General features: G+C 69.5%; 15 protein-coding genes. 8 read left to right on the top strand and 7 right to left on the bottom strand.

What is annotated here, in order from left to right; translation table 11 throughout:
• Positions 1 to 56: 56 nt before the first annotated feature.
• Positions 57 to 308 carry a hypothetical protein gene (locus ABDW61_RS06120; protein WP_343637265.1) on the bottom strand — a complete coding sequence of 84 codons (252 nt, stop codon included), beginning with the start codon at positions 306 to 308 and terminating at the stop codon, positions 57 to 59.
• A gap of 279 nt (positions 309 to 587) precedes the next feature.
• Positions 588 to 1,400: a methyltransferase domain-containing protein gene (locus ABDW61_RS06115; protein ID WP_343637262.1), complete on the bottom strand. Its 813-nt coding sequence runs from the start codon at positions 1,398 to 1,400 to the stop codon at positions 588 to 590.
• A 193-nt stretch (positions 1,401 to 1,593) separates the two neighbouring features.
• On the opposite strand from ABDW61_RS06115, the gene ABDW61_RS06110 reads away from it, so the two are divergent.
• Together ABDW61_RS06110 and ABDW61_RS06105 are read left to right on the top strand one after the other, a co-directional pair.
• A complete protein-coding gene (locus ABDW61_RS06110; protein ID WP_343637260.1) occupies positions 1,594 to 3,024 on the top strand; it encodes a patatin-like phospholipase family protein in 1,431 nt (476 codons plus the stop codon).
• Between the two features lie 145 nt (positions 3,025 to 3,169).
• Positions 3,170 to 4,801: an S-layer protein gene (locus ABDW61_RS06105; protein ID WP_343637258.1), complete on the top strand. Its 1,632-nt coding sequence runs from the start codon at positions 3,170 to 3,172 to the stop codon at positions 4,799 to 4,801.
• Positions 4,802 to 4,829: 28 nt separating this feature from the next.
• Here ABDW61_RS06105 and ABDW61_RS06100 read toward each other — a convergent pair whose 3' ends face one another.
• Complete coding sequence (locus ABDW61_RS06100; RefSeq protein WP_343637256.1) at positions 4,830 to 6,140, bottom strand: O-acetylhomoserine aminocarboxypropyltransferase/cysteine synthase family protein; 1,311 nt, start codon at positions 6,138 to 6,140, stop codon at positions 4,830 to 4,832.
• A gap of 170 nt (positions 6,141 to 6,310) precedes the next feature.
• Here ABDW61_RS06100 and ABDW61_RS06095 point away from each other — a divergent pair, with 170 nt between their 5' ends.
• Positions 6,311 to 6,682, top strand: coding sequence for a VOC family protein (locus ABDW61_RS06095; RefSeq protein WP_343637254.1), 372 nt, complete (start codon positions 6,311 to 6,313; stop codon positions 6,680 to 6,682).
• A 52-nt stretch (positions 6,683 to 6,734) separates the two neighbouring features.
• On the opposite strand, the gene ABDW61_RS06090 is transcribed toward ABDW61_RS06095, so the two are convergent.
• Entirely contained in the window at positions 6,735 to 7,748 is a 1,014-nt protein-coding gene (locus tag ABDW61_RS06090; protein WP_343637252.1) for a GAF domain-containing protein, read from the bottom strand.
• A gap of 284 nt (positions 7,749 to 8,032) precedes the next feature.
• Here ABDW61_RS06090 and ABDW61_RS06085 point away from each other — a divergent pair, with 284 nt between their 5' ends.
• Positions 8,033 to 8,512, top strand: a complete 480-nt coding sequence (locus ABDW61_RS06085) for a VOC family protein (RefSeq protein WP_343637250.1) — start codon at positions 8,033 to 8,035, stop codon at positions 8,510 to 8,512.
• 244 nt (positions 8,513 to 8,756) lie between these two features.
• Entirely contained in the window at positions 8,757 to 10,622 is a 1,866-nt protein-coding gene (locus ABDW61_RS06080; protein WP_343637248.1) for a GDSL-type esterase/lipase family protein, read from the top strand.
• A gap of 102 nt (positions 10,623 to 10,724) precedes the next feature.
• Here ABDW61_RS06080 and ABDW61_RS06075 read toward each other — a convergent pair whose 3' ends face one another.
• The 3 genes from ABDW61_RS06075 to ABDW61_RS06065 all read right to left on the bottom strand — a co-directional run bounded on the left by ABDW61_RS06075 (position 10,725) and on the right by ABDW61_RS06065 (position 13,861).
• Complete coding sequence (locus ABDW61_RS06075) at positions 10,725 to 11,567, bottom strand: DUF3800 domain-containing protein (protein ID WP_343637246.1); 843 nt, start codon at positions 11,565 to 11,567, stop codon at positions 10,725 to 10,727.
• 142 nt (positions 11,568 to 11,709) lie between these two features.
• Positions 11,710 to 12,477 (bottom strand): response regulator, encoded by a 768-nt coding sequence (locus ABDW61_RS06070; protein ID WP_343637244.1) that lies wholly within the window; start codon positions 12,475 to 12,477, stop codon positions 11,710 to 11,712.
• Positions 12,470 to 13,861 (bottom strand): ATP-binding protein, encoded by a 1,392-nt coding sequence (locus ABDW61_RS06065; RefSeq protein WP_343637242.1) that lies wholly within the window; start codon positions 13,859 to 13,861, stop codon positions 12,470 to 12,472. Before ABDW61_RS06065 ends, ABDW61_RS06070 begins: the two co-directional genes overlap by 8 nt.
• A gap of 47 nt (positions 13,862 to 13,908) precedes the next feature.
• Here ABDW61_RS06065 and ABDW61_RS06060 point away from each other — a divergent pair, with 47 nt between their 5' ends.
• Genes ABDW61_RS06060 through ABDW61_RS06050 form a run of 3 tightly spaced genes read left to right on the top strand, consistent with a single transcriptional unit; the run spans position 13,909 to position 19,834 of the window.
• Positions 13,909 to 15,201 (top strand): efflux RND transporter periplasmic adaptor subunit, encoded by a 1,293-nt coding sequence (locus tag ABDW61_RS06060; protein WP_343637240.1) that lies wholly within the window; start codon positions 13,909 to 13,911, stop codon positions 15,199 to 15,201.
• Positions 15,201 to 18,443, top strand: a complete 3,243-nt coding sequence (locus ABDW61_RS06055) for an efflux RND transporter permease subunit (protein WP_343637238.1) — start codon at positions 15,201 to 15,203, stop codon at positions 18,441 to 18,443. The genes ABDW61_RS06060 and ABDW61_RS06055 overlap by 1 nt, the downstream gene beginning before the upstream one ends.
• A complete protein-coding gene (locus tag ABDW61_RS06050) occupies positions 18,440 to 19,834 on the top strand; it encodes an efflux transporter outer membrane subunit (RefSeq protein WP_343637236.1) in 1,395 nt (464 codons plus the stop codon). The genes ABDW61_RS06055 and ABDW61_RS06050 overlap by 4 nt, the downstream gene beginning before the upstream one ends.
• The last annotated feature ends 24 nt before the right edge of the window (positions 19,835 to 19,858 follow it).

Below are 19,858 nucleotides of genomic sequence, written 5' to 3'. Positions count from 1 at the left end.
TCAGTCCGCGGAATGCTCCGTGGATCGCTCCGTGGAGACAGCGCAACCGTTCGGGATCACTGGGCCGAGGCCTGTTCGCTGGTGTTGGCCGAGGCGTCGCGGCGGCCGGTCACGTAGACCGTGGGCAGTTGCTCGCGCTTGACGGAAATGACCACCGGATCCAGCGTCACGATCGAGGCGCGCAGTTCGCGCTGGCCTTGGGCATGGGCAATTCCGAGGACCAGGGCCATCGATGCCAGGGCGCCGAAGACGACGGCCTTGATGGTGGTGTTGGTGGCGGAAGCGACGTGGAAGCGGGTGGTGGTCATGGTGGGCTCCTGAGGCGGTTGGCTGTGTCGATGGAGTCAGTGTCGTCATCGACCCACCGACTTGCGAGGAGCAGGCGACCAGGATGCAGCGGCGTGGCGTGAACTGCAGGAACGGGCGACGAACCGGAGTTGAGGCCTTGCGCAAGAACTCCCTCGCCCCCCGCGAGGGGGGAGAGGGCAGGGGAGAGGGGGGTGCTTCGAAGGGCAGCAGCGCTGTGGCGCGACCCCTCACCCCTCCCTCTCCCCGAAGCGGGGCGAGGGAGTTCACTGGTGGGAGGCTTACGCCGCTGCCACGATCACATGCGCCTGGATCTTGCCGCTCACCGACCCGCGGCCATGATGAGCCGCGATCGCCTCGGCGGCGCGATCCGTCGCGGCATCGAGCGCGCCCGCGTCCCGCGCCTCGATCTCGTTTCGCAGCGGCGTGCCTTGGCAGTACGCGATGGCTGCGTCGCGCGCCGAGGCGGCGCGGCTCTCTTCCGTCCGGGTGTCGATCTGGATGCCGGTGAAGCCCGCGTGGCGCAGGTCCTCTCGGATCAGCGCCAGGTCGTGATAACCATGCGGCGTGCGCGCGAGGAACCGCGGCGGGTCGAGCGGGAACAGCGCACCCAGCGCCGCGGTGACCTCATTCGCGAAGGCGTTCTCCTCGATGCGATCCCAGACGGCGAGGACCAGGCGGCCGTCCGGATGCAGTACCCGGCGCGCCTCGACGTAACCGGCGATGCGATCCGGAAAGAACATCGCGCCGAACTGGCACACCACGACATCGAATGAGCCGTCCTCGAACGGCAACTGCAGCGCGTCCGCCTGCCGCCATTCGAGCCGCCCATCGGCCCCCTGGCGCGCGGCCGCGTAATCGAGCATCGGCTGGTTCAGATCGGTCACGACATAGCGGGCATCGGCCGCCAGCCGCGGTGCGAGCGCGCGCGTGACGGCGCCGCTGCCGGCCGCTGTCTCGAGCACCGCGCCCGGCTTCATGCCGCCGACCAGCGCCGCCGTGTGCGCCGCGTAGGCCTCGAAGATCAACGGCACCATCAGCGTGTCATAGGCGCGCGGGATCGATCCCGCGAAGAGCTTGTCGGTCTCGGCCATGGTCGCTCCTGTGCAGGGCCTGCGGACCCGCGCGGACAAGCCTCGATGGTCGCCACGCCCGCGCCCCGCGTCAATGCCGACAGGCGCCAGACACCTTGGCGCGGTATAAGGCGACCCGTGTCGTGTCGGCCATGTCGCGCCGCGGGGCGGGGGTATTCGATTGAGCAAGTGCAATGACGGGATCGCTGCGGCGATGACCCGGAGACTGGGCGCCTGGATGGCCCCGTGGATGGTGGCGGCCGCGCTGGCGGGCTGCTCGACCTACCGGCCGTGGGTCAACGGCGTGCAGCCCGTGCCGGCGGTCCAGGCGGTGACGACCGGGGCTGAGGGATCGCTGGTCGAGACGCCGGCGCCACCCGCGCGGCGACGGTTGGGTCCGGTGGTCGCCGCGGTCACCTTGTCGGGCGGCGGCGCACGGGCGGCCGCCTTCGGGCTCGGCGTGCTGCGCGAACTCAAGGCCACTCAGTTCAGCGTGAATGGCCAGACGACCACGATGCTCGACCAGATCGGCCTGATCAGCGGCGTGTCCGGCGGCAGCATCCTCGCCGCGCACTACGCGGCCTTCGGCGACGAGACGCTCACCCGCTTCGAGCCGGACTTCCTGCTCGTCCCCTTCGAGGCCGGCCTGATCCGTCAGGCCTTCGCGCCGACGCGGCTCTATCACCTGACCTCACCGTGGTACGGCCGCAGCCACATCCTGGCGCAGCGGCTCGACGAGCTCTATCGCGGCCGCACCTTCGGTGACTTGAAGGCGCGTCCCAACGCGCCCGACCTGATGGTGACGGCGACCGACCTCACGACCGGCGCGCCCTTCGACTTCACCGCCGAGCAGTTCAGCCTGATCTGCTCGGACCTGGACCGCACGCCGCTGTCCTTCGCGGTGGCAGCCTCGTCGGCGGTGCCGATCCTGCTGTCGCCGATGACGCTGCAGAACCATGCCGGCGAGTGCCCCGTGCCGCCCCAGGCGCAGCATGGCTCGATCGCAGCGGACGACTACCGCAGCCGGCTGCTTGCGCTCAGCGCGCAGAGCTACCGCAACGCGAAGGAGCGCCCCTTCATCCACCTCGTGGACGGCGGCGTCTCCGACAACACCGGCGCGCGGCTGATGCTGGACCGGCTGCTGGCGGGAGGCTCGATGGCGTCGTCGTTCCAGGACTCGCCGCCGGGATCGATCCGGCGCCTGGTGCTGATCACGGTGAACTCCGAGCGCGACCTGGCCGAGCGCATCGACGCCAGCGATCGCGTGCCTTCGACCGGGCAGGTGATCGAGACCCTGATCTTCGGCGCCGGCGCCCGCGAGACGCAGGTCACGCTGGCCATGCTCAACGACGACAACCGCCGCTGGCAGGCCGAGCTCAAGCGCACGCGCGGCACGCCGGGCAGCCCGTTCGCGGCGGACGCGGAGCTGCACCTGATCAGCGTGAGCCTGCGCGACACGCCGGACGACAAGATCCGCCACAGCCTGCTGCGCGTGCCGACGGCGTTCACGATCGAGGCCCACGACGTGATCGAGCTGCAGAAGGCGGGCGCGCAGACGCTGCGCGCGATGCCGGCGTTCCAGGCCCTCAAGGAGAGTCTGGAGCGGCTGGAGCCGCCGCGGGAGGCCAGCGCACCGGCGCAATGATCGCGTTCACCGCCGTGCGACCTGGAGACCATCCGGCACGGCGGTGCGCTTGCGGTGAGACCTGAGTCACGGTCTCGTCACCACGCGCCGACAGACTCGCGGGTTTTCGCAACCACCCGCATCGCTTCGGCCGCGCCTGACTCCCGTGAAGACTGACCGCATCGACTCCAAGGCCCGGCGTGGCCTTCTCCTCTCCGCTCTGCCGCTGACCGGCCTGCTGACCCTGGCCGCCTGCGGCGGCAGCAGCGGTGGCGGCAACGGCACCGAGCCGGAAGCCGGCGCCTGGACCACCGGCGACCTGCACGTGCACACCGTCCAGTCCGATGACTCGCGCACCACGCAGACGCTGGACCTTGTGCTCGGCAAGGCCTTCACGGCCAACAACCTGGACTGGATGGCGGTGACCAACCACCTGCGCTCGTCCAAGTACGACAACAACGCCAACCTGCTGGCCGCCCCGGTCGCCTTCGCCTACGGCATGGAGGCTTATGAGCTGCCGCGCGTCCAGGCGCTGCAGGCCGCCGGCACCTACGACAAGAAACTGATCTTCTCCGGCTTCGAGTGGGACACGCCCACCCACGACCACCTGGGCATCGGCATCTTCGAGGGCAGCACGACGCTGGCCAGCTCGCCCCATGCCTCGCAGGAGTTCCAGTACGTCTTCACCACCGCCGACGAGTCGCTGTTCAAGGCCGACGACGTGACCCGCTGGAAGGCCAAATACAGCCAGCGCGCCAACACCACCGCCGCTGACGCGCTCAAGGGCATCGCCTGGCTGAAGGACAACTATCCGGACTCGAGCTACGCCGTCATCAACCACCCGTCGCGCAACCCCGGCAAGTACACCATCGCCGACTTCAGGCAGATGAACGACCTGGCGCCCAGGATCGTCTTCGCGATCGAAGGCATGGTCGGCAACCAGATGGAGCCCGATCGCGGCGGCTACACCTCCGCCTACATCGACGCCAACAAACCCAACCGCACCTACGGCGGCACGGACTATGTCGTCGCGCAGCTCGGCGGCGTGTGGGACGCGCTGCTCGGCGAGGGGCGCCGGATCTGGAACGTCGCGGACTCCGACTCGCACTTCGAGATCGATGCCGCCGGCAACAGCAGCGGCTACTTCCCCGGCGAGTACGCGAAGAACTACGTGTGGCAGCCCAAGGACAGCACCGGCATCGCCGGCCTGCTGGCCAGCCTGCGCGCGGGACGCAGCTTCGGCGTGTTCGGCGACCTGATCAACGCGCTGGACTTCACCGCCGCCTCGGGCGCCGGCAAGGCCAACATGGGGCAGGAGCTGATCGCCGGCGCGGGGCAGTCGGTCACGGTGACGATCCGCTTCAAGAGCCCCGCGGTGAACAACTACCAGCGGCCGGTCAACAGCGGCAATCTCGGCAACATGGTGCCCAAGGTCGATCACGTCGACCTGATCGTGGGCGACGTCGGCGCCAAGGCGGCGCCCGGCACGCCGGCCTACGACGTGGCGACCAATCCGTCGACGCGCGTGCTCAAGCGCTTCACCAGCGCCGACTGGACGCTCGGCGCCGATGGCTACTACAGCGTCACCACCACGCTGACCGCCAGCAAGAGCCAGTACTTCCGCCTGCGCGGCACCAACCTGGCCGTGGACGTGCCTAACCTGAGCGCCGGTGGCGAGCCGCTCGCCGACCAGCGCATCACGACGGCCGACAACGCCACGCGCCACGACCAGATCAACGACCGCAACTACGGCAGCCTGTGGTTCTACTCGAACCCGATCTTCGTCACCGTGAAGTGAGCGGGCAGCGCGGGCCGCGCCGCGGCGATCAGACCGCGGCCAGCGCCTGATCGAGGTCGGCGATCAGGTCATCGACGTGCTCGATGCCGACGGAGAGCCGCACCGTGTCCTCGGACACGCCGGCCTTGTCGAGCTCGGCGGGCGAGAGCTGCCGGTGCGTCGTCGAGGCCGGATGGGTCGCCAGTGAGCGCACGTCGCCGATGTTGACCAGGCGGGTGAAGAGCTGCAGCGCATCGAGGAAGCGGGCGCCGCGCTCGCGGCCTTCGCCGGCGGCGCCCTTCAGGCCGAAAGTGACGATGCCCGAGGCCTTGCCCGAGAGGTACTTGCGCGCCAGCGCGTGATCGGGATGGTCCTCCAGGCCCGCGTAGTTCACCCAGCCCACTTTCTCGTGACGGGTCAGGTGCTGCGCCAGACGCAACGCGTTGTCGCTGATGCGGTCCAGGCGGAGCGCGAGCGTCTCGATGCCCTGCAGGATGAGGAAGGCATTGAACGGCGACAGCGCCGCGCCGGTGTTGCGCAGCGGCACGACGCGCGCCCGCCCGATGTAGGCGGCCGGGCCGAGCGCTTCGGTGTAGACGACGCCGTGATAGCTGGGATCGGGCTCGTTCAGCCGCTTGAAGCGCTCCTTGTGCCGCGCCCAGGGGAACTTGCCGGAGTCCACGATCGCACCGCCGATGCTGGTGCCATGCCCGCCCAGGTACTTGGTCAGCGAGTGCACGACGATATCGGCGCCGTGCTCGATGGGACGGCTCAGGTAGGGTGAGGGCACCGTGTTGTCGACGATCAGCGGAACCCCGTGTTCATGGGCGATGCGGGCGATGCGCTCGATGTCGGTGACGTTGCCCTGCGGGTTGCCGAGCGACTCCACGAAGATCGCCTTGGTGCGCGCGTCGATCAGCGCGGCGAAGGCGTCGGGCTGGCGGTAGTCGGCGAAGCGCGCCTGGATGCCGTACTGCGGCAGCGTGTGGGCCAGCAGGTTGTAGGTGCCGCCATACAGGGCGCTCGAGGCGACGATGTTGTCGCCGGCCTCGGCGAGGGTGAGGATGGCGTAGGTGACCGCGGCCTGGCCAGAGGCCACGGCCAGCGCGCCGATGCCGCCCTCCAGCGCGGCGAGGCGTTTTTCGAGCACGTCGTTGGTCGGATTCATGATCCGGCTGTAGATGTTGCCGGGGACCTTGAGGTCGAACAGGTCCGCGCCGTGCTGCGCGCTGTCGAAGGCGTAGGCGACGGTCTGGTAGATCGGCACGGCCACGGCCTTGGTCGTCGGGTCGGGCGAGTAGCCGCCGTGGACGGACAGCGTTTCGAAGCGCCAGGAATCGGACGCGGCGGACTGGGTCATGAGGGCCTCCTCGGGTCTGGGTCGCTGCAGGCTACGGCCGTGATGCGGTGCCCGGAACTGAGGTTTGCGCATGAGCTCATGAGGGACTTGCCGTGACTTGCGGGCCGTCTCTCGCGGCGAGGTACAAGAACGCCTTCGGCCACCGGGCCCGTCAAGACTCAGGAGTTCCCATGTTCGACCACGTGAAGTTCGGCGTCAGCGACTACGCAGCGAGCAAGACCTTCTTCCTCAAGGCCCTGGAGCCGATCGGCGTGCGGGTCTGTGGGGAAGGGGAGCCGTCCTACGGCATCGAGATCGCGCAGGGCGACGTGTCGCTGTGCCTGTTCCAGACCACCGACAAACCCGCGCCGCTGCACATCGCCTTCGTGGCCAGCTCGCGCGACCAGGTCGACGCGTTCCATCGCGCGGCGCTCGCAGCCGGCGGCAAGGACCACGGCGCGCCGGGTCTGCGGCCGCACTATCACGCGAACTACTACGCGGCCTTCGTCATCGCGCCGGACGGGCACAACATCGAGATGGTCTGCCACAAGCCGCAGGCTTGATCCTTCGCCGCGGGAGGGCGCTCAGTCCCGCTCAGCTCCGCTTCAGGTCCGCTCAGTCCGTCTCGCGCTGAAGCGTCTGGCTGATGATCAGGCAGCACGGCTGCCCGAGGTAGTCGAGCGGCACGGCATTGAGCATGGCCCGTCCGGGCTTGCCGGCCGCGTCAAGGGTGCGCACGGCCATGTCGGTGACGTGGCCCTGTGCCTGCAGCACCTGATAGAAGACATCGCGGTCCTCCGCGATCACGCCGTAGGCATGCGATGCCGTCGTCGTGCCGATGACTTCCTCATGCGTGCGGCCGTAGCGGCGGCACAGCGCGGGGTTGGCCTCGACGATGCGGCGGTCGGCCACCGACACGATGGCCATGGGCACGGGCGCGGCCTCGAACAGGCGCTGGAAGCGGTCGCGGCCGGCCTCGATCTCGCGGGCCGCGGCTTCGCGGGCGTGGCGGCTGTCGACGCTGTCGAGCGCGAAGGACAGGTCCGCGCCCAGCTCCTCGAGCAGGGCCATCAGTTCCGCATCGAAGAAGTCGGGCTGGCGCGCGCACAGCATCAGCGTGCCGGCCACGAGGCCCGCGCGCCGGATGGGGATCCAGGCGATCGCCCGGATGCCCTGGGCGACGGCCTCGGAGCGCCAGCGGCCGGCCTGCGAGTCGAGCACGTAGTCGTTGCTGACGGCGCTGACGCCATCGCGCAGCACGCGCGCGGTGTAGGTGCCCTGGACCTCGGGCAGGCGCAGGTCCAGCGGGTCCGGGACGTTGCGCAGCACGTCGACGGCCGGGCCCGCGCTGGCGACGCGATGGGCGAGGTCGCCTTCGCGCAGATAGACCGCGGCCAGCATCGCGTTGCCGGCATCGACGCAGAGCTGGCAGGCTTCGGTGAAGAGCGCGCGATCGTCGTCGATGCGCAGCACCATCCGGTTGGCCCGCGACAGCGTGAGCAGCACCTGTCCCATGCGTTCGGCGCGGGCGAGCGCGGCCTGGTGGGCGCGACGCTCGCGGATCAAGCGGGTCAGCAGGACCGCGATGCCGGCGGCCATCAGCAGGGCGGCCAGCGTCATTGCGCTCATGGGCAGCAGTTCCTCCTTGGGATGTGCGGGAACGTCCGGGCGTGACGCCGGGGCGGCGGCCAGGACCTCCGTCGAGTATCCCTTCCGTGCGCCGGAGGCCCAAGGGGGGCTTCCCTCCAGTCCGGGGGCGGAGCCGGCAAAAAAATCTTCGACGTGCTTGTCGAAACCGGCGCTCATCGGCCGTCGTCCCAGGGTGAGGCGGCGAATCCAGGGGAACGCCGGTTGCCCGCCGGTGCGGCCCGCCTCCACAGTCCACCACCGTTGTTTCGCTCAAGGAGACTCCCATGCTCGCCAAGAACACCATCTGCATCTGGTACGACCGTGACGCGGAAGAGGCCGCGCGCTTTTACGAGAAGACCTTTCCCGACAGCAAGGTTGGCCGCGTCACGCGGGCGCCGGGGGACTTTCCGTCCGGCCAGCAGGGTGACGTGCTGGTCGTCGAGTTCAGCGTGTGCGGCGTCGCCTGCATCGGGCTGAACGGCGGACCGCAGTTCAAGCAGACCGAAGCGTTCTCGTTCCAGATCGCGACCGACGACCAGGCCGAGACGGACCGCCTGTGGAATGCCATCGTCGGTAACGGCGGCGCCGAAAGCGCCTGCGGCTGGTGCAAGGACAAGTGGGGCGTGAATTGGCAGATCACGCCACGCGTGCTGACCGATGCCTTGCACAACCCGGACCGGGCCGCTTCGAAGCGCGCGTTCGACGCCATGATGGAGATGCGCAAGATCGACATCGCGAAGATCGAAGCGGCGCTGCGCGGTTGAGCTGGAGCCGCCCCTCGGCGCCGAGGATGCGGCTACCCGCTGAACGTTCGACCCCTTCGCCTCGGACTCCAGTCGCCACCGACCAGTTCGACTGGACCTTCAGGTGGCCGCGGCAATCCTTGAAGAACACGGCTGGGAGTTTCCCTAAATAGTTCGCGCGACGCATGAACTACGATGCGACCGGGATTTAGCGCTATATCACCGTCGAAGTGGTGAGCGCACTTGCGTTGAAAGGTTGAGAGACATGACCGGTCATCGTGGTTCCGCCGGCGCGTTCGCGCCCCGGCATTACCTTCGTCTGGCGCTGCTGGGGATTGCGTTCTCCTGCGGTGCTCCCGTCCTGGCAGGCACCGGCAATGGTGACCTCACGGACACCAACATCAATTACGTCGGACGCTGGGACAAGAGCAGCAGCGCGACGTATCGCAGCTATTGGAACGGCTCTTATCTATCCACCAAGTTCACCGGCACCACGGTGAAGGTGAACCTCGCCGAGAAGACCGTCTTCATGGCCATCGTGGACGGCGTGCCCACCACCTACTGGGACGCGGTCGGCACGATCAACCTCACGCCCACGCCGCTGGCCAACGGAACGCACACGCTCAAGATCGTCGCCAAGTACGAAAAGATCGAGCTGCCCTTCCAGGGGCTGGTGCTGGATGCCGGCGCGTCGACGGTGCGGCCCGACACGCTGCCGCTGGTCGAGTTCGTCGGCGACTCCATCACCTCCGGCGTGACGACGACTGACGCCGCGGTCTCCGACTACGCCTGGCTCACCGGCGAGAGGATGGCCGCCGATCACACGCAGATCTCCTATCCCGGGATCACGCTGTCCGACGGCTATCACTACTCGGACAACACCTTCCCGGGCATGGAGTCGCTGTACTTCAAGCTGTGGCAGGCCAACCGCTGTCCCGATGTGGCGTGCACCGGCAACCCGGCCTGGAACTTCGCCAACTACACGGCCAGACTGGTCGTCGTGAACCTGGGCAGCAACGATTCCTTCAACTCGGTGCCCTCGGCCACCTTCCAGAGCCGCTACACCGGGTTCCTGCAGAACATCCGGGCCAAGTACCCGAACGCGGACATCTTCGCGCTGCGCACCTTCGGCGGCTTCTACCAGACCGAGACGCAGGCGGCGGTGACCGCGCGCGTCAATGCGGGCGATGCCAAGGTGCACTACATCGACACCACCGGTTGGCTCGATTCGTCCAGCGGATCCACGGACTTCACCGATGGCCTGCACCCCAGTGACACCGGCCACGTCAAGGTCAGCAACCGCCTGCTGCCGATCCTGTTGCCCTACCTGGGCCGGGTGACGCGCAATGACGCGAGCTTCAGCTACGACAACGCCGCCAACTGGCCTGGCGGCAGCCAGACCGGCGCGTATCAGAACGACAACCATTGGTCCGGGCTGACCAACGCCTACTACCAGGTGCCCTTCAACGGCACGCAGGTCAAGCTGTATGGCGGTCAGGCGCCCGCGCACGGCATCGCCGCCGTGTCCATCGACGGCGGCGCGGAAGTCGCCATCGACACCTACTCGGCCGCTCGCAAGGACGACGTGCTGCTCTGGAGCAGCCCCGTGCTGACGGCGGGCAGCCACACGCTGAAGGTGCGGGCCACGGGCACGAAGAACGCCAGTTCGTCGAACACCTTCGTCACGGCCGACCGCGTGGACGTGATCGATGGCGGCGTGAATCTGCTGAGCAACCCCGGTTTCGAGAACGGGCTGGGCGGTTGGTTCACGGGAACGCAAGGGGGCACGGTGACCACCGCCACGACGCGGCCCAATTCCGGCGCGTCGCACCTGGTGCACAGCGGCACGGGCGCGTACTGGGCCTACAGCGCCCAGACGCTCACCGGCCTCCCGAACGGGCTGTACACGGTGAAAGCCTGGGTGCGGGGAACGGCCGGACACCAGCTGTACGTGAAGAACTTCGGCGGCAGCCAGGTGTCCGTCGCCTCGATGGCGTCTGACGGCTACACGCAGCTCACCCTCAGCAACATCAATGTGAGCAACGGGAACGCCGAAATCGGGTTCTGGACGAGCGACTCGACCGGCACCGGCTGGCTCAACGTCGACGACGTGACGTTCTACAAGCAGTAAGGCGCGAATCGCGAGCGCGGTCCAGCGCGACACGCACGGCGGGAACTGCTGGCGCCTGATTGAAGGACTGCAGGTTCCAGTGGGCAGTTTGACTGCGAGACGCTATCGACCGGCGCTCCGCGTCGAGCCAGAATCGCTGCAAATGGGTCGGGCATTCCCTACCGGCGTTGGGCTCCTGAGGCAACTCAGGGGCCCTTCGACTTTCTGTGGGGGCACGATCGTCAAGCCCACTGGCGGCCACGCGAGCTGATCGGCGTCGAAGAGCTTTCGAGCCAGGGAGGACCATGCGCGGTTGAGCTGGTCGGGGCGAAGCACGTGCAGGCCAATCGGACGCGCAACAAGGTCTGCAAGTTGCAGCCCTTCTGAATTCGTCCGCTTGTCGGCGACGACCAGATCAAACGGATACTCGTATCCGCTGCAGTTGCGCCCAAGCCGGACCTCCTCGAAGGCACGTCGAAGGTCGCCGTCCTCCTTGCTTCCCCGCGCTTCGCAGACGACGGAGGTACGCAAGCCTCCTTGCCCTTTCATCTGCAGGAATTGATGCACCCGTTCAAGCCCATACCGCAATGCCAGGTTGTACGGGTGGAGGTGGCCGATGGCGCATTCCAGCAGGCGAGGCTTATCGATCACCACGGCCACGATGGTCATCGTCGCGTCTTCAATGATGGTGGTTAGTCCGCGGAGCAGGCGCTCGCGCGACGTCGGATTGAGCGACGCGAACGGACCCGATCGCTTCCGGATGTCGTGCTCATGCAGAACGATGATGTCGTGCCCAAAGAGCTCGAACTTCAATCGTCGAAAGTCCGTGCCGACCTCTCGCAGATACGACTCCACAGGAAGAATGCAAAAGGCCAGGACGAAGACCGGATATCGCGGATTGATCGACTGCAGGTTGTGATCACCGCTCTCGTCCACGAAGACAACGAAATCGCTACGGGTTTCCATCCGACGAGTGTTTCATCGCCGGGCAGCGGCTCCGTTCACCCGCTGACCTGAATGCGTTGCCTTTGGGGGGCGAACTCACAAGGACAAGGCGTATCCGACGATATGAGCACAGAAATAGGGGGCGCCTTTGTGGCGTTCCTGCTCACCGCTCGAACCGGTATCCCACCCCATAAATCGACCGGATCCGATCCGCCCCCGCGCCGGCCTTCTCGAGCTTGCGCCGCAGGTTCTTCACGTGGCTGTCCACCGCGCGCTCCGTGACCTCGCGGCCATCCACGTGCAGCAGGTCCAGCAACTGCGTGCGCGCATACACGCGTCCCGGCTGCGCGGCCAGGATGTGCAGCAGGCGGAATTCGATCGGCGTCAGGTCCAGCGCCTGGCCCTGCCAGCTCGCCGTCCATCCCGCCTCGTCGATGCGCAGCGGCTCGCTGCCCGATGCGAAGGCCGCCACCGCGGCGGCCGTCGCCGCCTCGTGCGCGCGGCTGCGCCGCAGCGCGGCCTTCACCCGCGCCATCACCTCGCGCGGACTGAACGGGTTCTTCGCGATGTAGTCGTCCGCGCCGGTCTCCAGCCCCATCAGCCGGTCCGATTCATCCGCCCGCGCCGTGAGCATCAGGATCGGCACGCTGCTGCGCGCGCGCAACTCGCGACACAGCGTCAGGCCATCCACGCCCGGCAGCATCACGTCCAGCAGGACCAGGTCGTGCCGCCTCGCCGTCCATGCCGCGATCACCTCGGCACCGTCGGCGATGCAGTCCGGTTCGTGCCCCGCGGCCCGCAGGTAATCCGCCAGCAGCGCGGCCAGCTTGGGCTCGTCCTCGACGACCAGCACCCGCGCCGGCCCCGGCTCCATCGGCATCGGCGCCAGGCCCGGGCCATTCATCGGCAATGGGCTATCCGCCTCAGCCATGGGCCGGCAGCTCCACGCGCATCCACAGCCCGCCCAGCGGCGACGGACGCGCCTCGATGCGGCCCTCGTGCGCCTGCGCGATGCGCTGGCAGATCGACAACCCCAGACCCGATCCGCCACCGCGCCGGCTGCGCGAGGCCTCCACGCGGAAGAAGCGCTCGAACAGCCGCGGCAGATGCTCCGGGCCGACGCCCGGCGCCGTGTCCTGCACGTCGATGACCACCTGCCCGCCGCTGCGCCGCGCGCTGATGCTCAGGGCGCCCCCAGCCTCGGTGTAGCGGCAGCTGTTTTCGACGAGATTCGCCATCAGCTGTCGCAGCCGCCGTTCGTCGCCGAAGACCCGCAGCGGCTGCTCGGGCAGATCCAGCCGCAGCTCGAGCCCGCTCCCGTTCAGCCGCTCGCCGAAGGCGCCCGCCGTCACGCCGATCAGCTCGCGCAGGTCCAGCTCCGCCTTGCGATAGGCCAGCGCGCCGACGTCGGCCATTGACAGCTCGTGCAGGTCGTCGACCAGCTTGTGCAGCGTCGCGACCTCGCCCCGCAGCGAGCGCAGCGCCTGCGCGTCGAGCTTGCGCACGCCGTCCTCCAGCGCCTCCAGCTCGCCATGCAGCACGCCCAGCGGCGTGCGCAGCTCATGCGAGACATCGGCCAGGAACTCCCGCCGCATCGCCTCGTTGCGCTGCAAGGTCAGCGCGAGCTGGTTGAAGTCCCGGCCCAGTCCGGCGATGTCGTCATTGCCGCGCGTCTCGGGCACGCGCACTTCGAATTCCCCCGCCGCGAGCCGGTGCGTCGCATGCGCGACCCGCCGCACCGGCCGCAGCAATCGCAGCGAGATCCAGTACGCCACCGCGCCCGCCAGCAGCACCGCCGCGCCGCCCACGATCCAGGCCGAACGCAGCTGCGCGTCGTAGAAATGCTTCTCCGCGCCCGGACTCACCGACTCGATCGGCGTCAGCGCCAGCCAGCCCACCGTGAGCCCGTCGACGATGATCGGCCGCTCCACCGTCGGCTCCACCGGCCCCGCGTAGCCGGCGACGCGCACCCGGTTCTCGTCGAACAGCGTGAAACGGCGCGTCGCGCCGGTCAGGTCCGCCGGGCCGTGCTTGACCGCCGGCATGTCCGCCTCCGGCACCAGCGGCCGCAGCAGCCGGCCCCACAGCTCGGGCTTCTCGCGCAGGAAATCCCAGCTCCCGCCGTTCTCGCGATACCCGGCCGTGACGCTGGTGCGCGCGAGCTCCAGCCGGTTGACGGCCTGTTCGTTCAGATAGCCGATGAAGTCCCGGTTCAGGTTGATGTGCGAGAACACGCCCATCGCCAGCGCCACCGCCATGGCGGTGCTGAAGACGGCGATGAACAGCCGGGCCGTGAGGTTGAACGGAAGCTTCAACGCGTTCTTCAAGATCTCTCCACATTCGTCGGCCAGCATCCGCCGCCATGCCGAAGATTCTGACATTCCCCGCGCGCGCAGCCGGTCCGCGCGCGCCGGCGCCGCGCCCGCCGGTCCGCTCGATGACCCGCCTGGCGGCCCGCCTGCCGACCGGTCCGATGGCGCTGCCGGCGCTGCTGGCCATGGCCCTCATCGCCGCCGGCTGCGGCGAGAAGAAGGCCGAGGCCGCCAAGCCGTCGGCGCCCGAGGTCGGCGTCGTCATCGTGGCCACGCAGGATGCGCCGCTGGCGCTGGAGCTGCCCGGCCGGCTGTCCGCGAGCCAGGTCGCCGAGATCCGTCCGCAGGTCAGCGGCATCGTGCAGAAGCGGCTCTTCGAAGAAGGCAGCACCGTGCGCGCCGGGCAGGCGCTGTACCAGCTCGACGCCGCCACCTACGAGGCCGAACGGGCCCGGGCCGCCGCCGCGCTGCAGAAGGCCGAGGCGCAGGCCGCCGTCGCCCGCACGCGTGCCGAGCGCGATGCCGAGCTGCTCAAGGCCGACGCGCTCAGCCGCCAGAGCGCCGATGACAGCGCGAGCGCGCTGCGCCAGGCGCAGGCCGACGTCGCCGTGGCGCGCGCCGCGCTCGACGCGGCGCGGGTGCAACTCGAACGCACCCGCATCGCCGCGCCGATCTCCGGCCGCATCGAGGTCTCCGCCGTCACCGCCGGCGCGCTGGTCACCGCCAATCAGACGCAGGCGCTGACCACGGTCCAGCAGCTCGATCCGATGCACGTGGACATCGTCCAGAGCAGCGCCGAGATCCTGCAGCTGCGCCGCCAGCTCGAAGGCGAGGGGCCCTCGGGCAAGGGCAGCCGGCAGATCCGGCTGCTGCTCGAGGACGGCACCGAGTTCGCGCAGCCTGGGCAGCTGCAGGTCAGCGGCGTGACCGTCGACCGCGGCACCGGCGCGGTGACGCTGCGTGCCGTCGTGCCCAATCCCGGCGGCATGCTGATGCCCGGCATGGTCGTGCGCGCGCGGCTGCTCGCGGGCATCGACCGCGACGCGGTCGTCGTGCCGCAGCAGGGCGTCACCCGGTCCCCGACCGGCGAGGCCACGGCGCTCGTCGTCGGCGACGGCAACAAGGCCGAGCTGCGGCGCCTGGTGCTCAAGCGCGCGCTCGGCAACCAGTGGGTCGTCGCCAGCGGCCTGAAGGCGGGCGACAAGCTCATCGTCGAGGGCCTGCAGCGCGTGCGGCCCAGCCAGCCGGTGACGCCGGTGCCGGCGGGCCCGGGCAGGAAGAAGACCGCCGACAAGGCCGGGGGCGCCTCGGCGCCGGCCAGCCCCGCGTCCGGGAGCGTCTGATGGCCGCCTTCTTCATCGACCGGCCCATCTTCGCGTGGGTGCTGGCCATCGTCGTGATGCTGGCCGGCGTGGCCGCGGTGCTGGGTCTGCCGCTCGAGCGCTATCCCGACATCGCGCCGACGCGGATCTCGATCAACACGAGCTACCCGGGCGCGTCGGCCAAGGCGATCGAGGACTCGGTGACGCAGGTCATCGAGCAGAACCTCAAGGGCATCGACGGCCTGTTCTCGATCGAGTCCTCCAGCAATGCCTCCGGCGGCGCCAACACGCAGCTGAGCTTCGTCGCCGGCACCGATCCCGACCTGGCGCAGATGCAGGTGCAGAACAAGGTGTCGCAGTCGCTGTCGCGGCTGCCGCAGGCGGTGCAGGCGCAGGGCGTGCGCGTGACCAAGGCCGGCTCCGAGCCGCTGATGGTGGTGATGCTGACCAGCGACGACCCGGGCGTCAGCTCCGCCGACCTCGGCGACTACCTGTCCAGCACGCTGCAGGACATCATCAGCCGCATCGAGGGCGTGGGCGACATCAACGTCTTCGGCTCGGGCTACGCGATGCGCGTCTGGCTGGACCCGGCCAAGCTGCAGCGCTACGCGCTCGTGCCGGGCGACATCCGCAACGCGCTGCTGGCGCAGAACACCGAGGTCTCCGCCGGCCAGCTCGGCGCGCAGCCCGTGCCCGACGGCCAGCGCCTGACGGCCATCATCACCGCCCGCGCCAAGCTGCAGACGCCGGAGCAGTTCCGCGCCATCGTGCTGCGCGTGCAGCCCGACGGCTCGGCGCTGCGGCTGGGCGACGTGGCGCGGGTCGAACTGGGCCGCGACAGCTACACGACCAACGTGCGCAGCAGCGGCGTCACCGCCGCCGGCATGGCCATCGTGCCGGCCAGCGGGGCCAACGCGCTCAAGACTGCCGAGCTGGTCAAGGCCAAGTTCAAGGAGCTCGAACCCTTCTTCCCGCACGGCATGAAGGTCAGCTTCACCTACGACACGACGCCCTTCATCAGCGTCTCCATCGAGGGCGTGGTGCACACGCTGATCGAGGCGATGGTGCTGGTCGTGGTGATCATGTACCTGTTCATGCAGAACCTGCGCGCCACGCTGGTGCCCGCGATCGCGGTGCCGGTCGTGCTGCTGGGCACCTTCGGCGTGCTGGCGCTGGCCGGCTATTCGATCAACACGCTGACGATGTTCGGGCTGGTGCTGGCCATCGGCCTGTTGGTGGACGATGCGATCGTGGTCGTGGAGAACGTCGAGCGCCTGATGCGCGAGGAGGGCTTGAGCCCCCGCGACGCGACCCGCGCCAGCATGAAGGAGATCAGCGGCGCGCTGGTGGGCATCGCGGTCGTGTTGTCGGCGGTGTTCATCCCGATGGCCTTCTTCGGCGGCTCGACCGGCGTGATCTACCGCCAGTTCTCGATCACGGTGGTGAGCGCCATGATCCTGTCGGTGCTGGTCGCGATGAGCCTGTCGCCGGCGCTGTGCGCGACGCTGCTCAAGCCGGTCCACCAGGGCGAGCATGCCGCCCATGGCGGCCCCTTCGGCAAGCAGCTGGACTGGTTCTTCGGCGGCTTCAACCGCGGCTTCGACCGCTTCACCGAGCGCTACGTCTCGCGCGTGCGCTGGCTCACCGCGCGCGGCGTGCGCAGCTTCGCCGTCTACCTGCTGCTGATCGCGGCGCTGGCGGTGCTCTACAAGACGCTGCCGACCTCCTTCCTGCCGGACGAGGACCAGGGCGGACTGCAGATCCAGGTGCGGATGGCGCCGGGCGCCACGGCCGAGCGGATGGAGGCTGTCGCGCAGAGCATCGAGACCTACCTGGGCGAGCAGAAGGAAGTGCGCTTCTACAACATCGTGCGCGGCGCGGGCGGCGACCAGGGCTCGGGCCAGGGCTTCATCCGCTTGACCGACTGGCCGGAGCGCACCGGCAAGGAGCAGGGCGCGGGGGCGCTGGCGGAGCGCTTCAGCCGCGAGCTGGGCAAGCGCGTGCGCGACGCCAACATCTACGTGGTGCAACCGCCGACCGTGCGCGGCCTGGGCGGCAGCGCCGGCATCCAGCTGTTCCTGCAGGACCTGGGCGGCGTCGGCAGCGAGGTCCTGATCGAATCGCGCGACCGCCTGATCGATCTGGCCAACCAGCGGCCCGAGCTGAGCCGCGCCCGCACCAACAGCCTGACCGAGACGCCGCAGCTGCAGATCGACATCGACGACCACAAGGCCGGCACGCTGGGCGTGTCGACGGCGACGATCAATGACACGCTGTCGATCGCGCTGGGCAGCAGCTACGTGAACGACTTCATCGACCGCGGCCGCGTCAAGCGCGTGCTGGTGCAGGGCGAGGGCGCCTACCGCGCCGATCCCGAGGCGCTGCGCTACTGGTACGTGCGCAACGCCGCCGGGGAGATGGTGTCCTTCAGCGCCTTCGCCAAGGCCGGCTGGACCAACGGCCCGCGCCAGCTGGTGCGCTACAACGGCAGCGCCGCCTACGAGATCCAGGCCGACGTGCGGCCGGGCGTGAGCTCCGGCGCCGCGATGGCGGCGATGGAGCAGGTGCTGCGCGAGATGCCGCCCGGCATCGGCTACGAGTGGTCCGGCCGCAGCTATCAGGAGCGCTTGTCGGGCGACCAGGCGCCGATGCTGTACGCGGTGTCGGTGCTGTTCATCTTCCTGTGCCTGGCGGCGCTGTACGAGAGCTGGTCCGTGCCCTTCAGCGTGATGCTGGTGGTGCCGCTGGGCATCATCGGCGCGCTCGCGGCGAGCCACCTGGGCGGGCAGATGAACGACGTGTTCTTCCAGGTCGGGCTGCTGACGACGGTGGGCCTGTCGGCGAAGAACGCGATCCTGATCGTCGAGTTCGCCGAGACGCTGCTGGGGCAGGGCATGGGTCTGGTCGAGGCGACCTTGAAAGCCTGCCGGCAGCGTCTGCGGCCCATCCTGATGACCTCGCTCGCCTTCATGATGGGCGTGCTGCCGCTGGCCTACGCCAGCGGCGCGGGCTCGGGCTCGCAGCGCGCGATCGGGGTCGGCGTGCTCGGCGGCATGGGCAGCGCGACGCTGCTGGGGATCTTCTTCGTGCCGCTGTTCTACCTGTGGGTCAAGCAGCGCTTCAGCCGCGGCGGGAAGGCCCGGGCCGCAGAGAATGGTCCGACTGGTCCGACTGGTCCGACTGGTCCGACTGGTCCGACTGGTCCGGCCGGGGCGTCCCCGCGCGAAGCGGGCGGCGCCGCGAAGCCGGAGGCGCGGGCATGAAGCGCGCGCTGATCCTGGCGGTGCTGCCGGCCGTGCTGGGCCTGAGCGCCTGCGGCAGCCTCGTGCCGACCGGCGACGCGCCCCGTCCGCCGCTGCGCGACGACTTCCGCGTGATGGCGCCGGCCGCGGCCGCGAGCCAGGCGGCCTCTTCGGCTTCGCATGAATGGCGCGGCTTCTTCAGCGATGCGCGGCTCGACGAGGTGGTCGCCATCGCGCTCGACCAGAACCGCAGCCTGCGCGCGAGCGCCGCGGCTGTGGAGCGGGTGAGGGCGCAGTATCGCGTCACCGCCGCGGACCGCCTGCCGGAGATCGGCCTGGGCGCTTCCGCGACGCGGCAGCGCACGGCCGGCAGCGGCGCGACCACGGCCTATGGCGTCAATCTCGGTCTGGCGAGCTACGAGATCGATCTGTTCGACCGGCTTGGCAGCCTCGAGGGCGCGGCGCTGTCGCGCTTCCTCGCGGAGCAGGAGACGCAGCGCAGCGCGCGGCTGAGCCTGGCCGCTGAAGTCGCGACGGCGTGGCTGAATCTGGCGGCGGCGCAGCAGCGGCTGATGCTCAACGAGGCGCTGCGCGACAGTCAGCGGCGTTCGCATGAGCTCGCCGAGCGCCAGTACGCGCTGGGCGCCGCGTCCGGTCTGGAGCGGGCGAGGGCGCGCGCGGCCTTCGAGTCGGCGCGCGGCGACGCGGCCGAAAGCGTCTCCGCGGTCACGCAGGCGCGGCTGCAGCTGGAGCTGCTTGCCGGGCAGCCGTTGCCTGACCGTCTGCTGCCCGCGGCGCAGGATGAGCGGCCCGCCGTGGCCTTGCCGGCGGTGCCGGGCGGCCTGCCGGCGGAGGTCCTGCTGCAGCGTCCGGACCTGCGCGCCGCCGAGGAGCGCCTGCGCGCCGCGTCCTTCGACGTCGGCGCGGCGCGGGCGGCGCGTTTTCCGCGACTGACCTTGACGGCCAGCGGCGGCACGCGCAGTCCGGACCTCGACGGCCTGTTCAAGAGCGGCAGCGGCGTGTGGAGCATCGTGCCGCAGATCGATCTGCCGGTGTTCGACGGCGGCCAGCGCCGCGCGCAGGTGGCGGTCAGCGAGGCGAGCCGGCAGGAGGCCCTGGCGGGCTACGAATCGGCGCTGCAGTCGGCGTTCCGCGACGTCGCCGATGCCCTGGCGGTGCGCGATCAGTTGGACGAGCGGCTCGACGCGCAGCAGGCGCAGGTCGAGGCGGCCGAGCGCTCGCTGCAGCTGGCCGAGCGCAGCTACCGGCTGGGCGGCAGCAGCCAGCTGGAGCTGCTCGACGCGCAGCGCCAGCTCACGGCCGCCAGGCGCGTGCTCGTGACGCTGCGCCAGACCGAGCAGGTCAACCGCATCGCGCTGCTGCGCGCATTGGGAGGCCGCTGGATGCCTTGAAGGGATGGCTTCGCCGTCGCCTCT

Source organism: Roseateles sp. (assembly GCF_039595595.1).
Classification (GTDB): Bacteria; Pseudomonadota; Gammaproteobacteria; order Burkholderiales; family Burkholderiaceae_C; genus Roseateles.
Note: the sequence above shows the minus strand (reverse complement) of the source record. Positions and strands in the feature narration are given on the sequence as shown.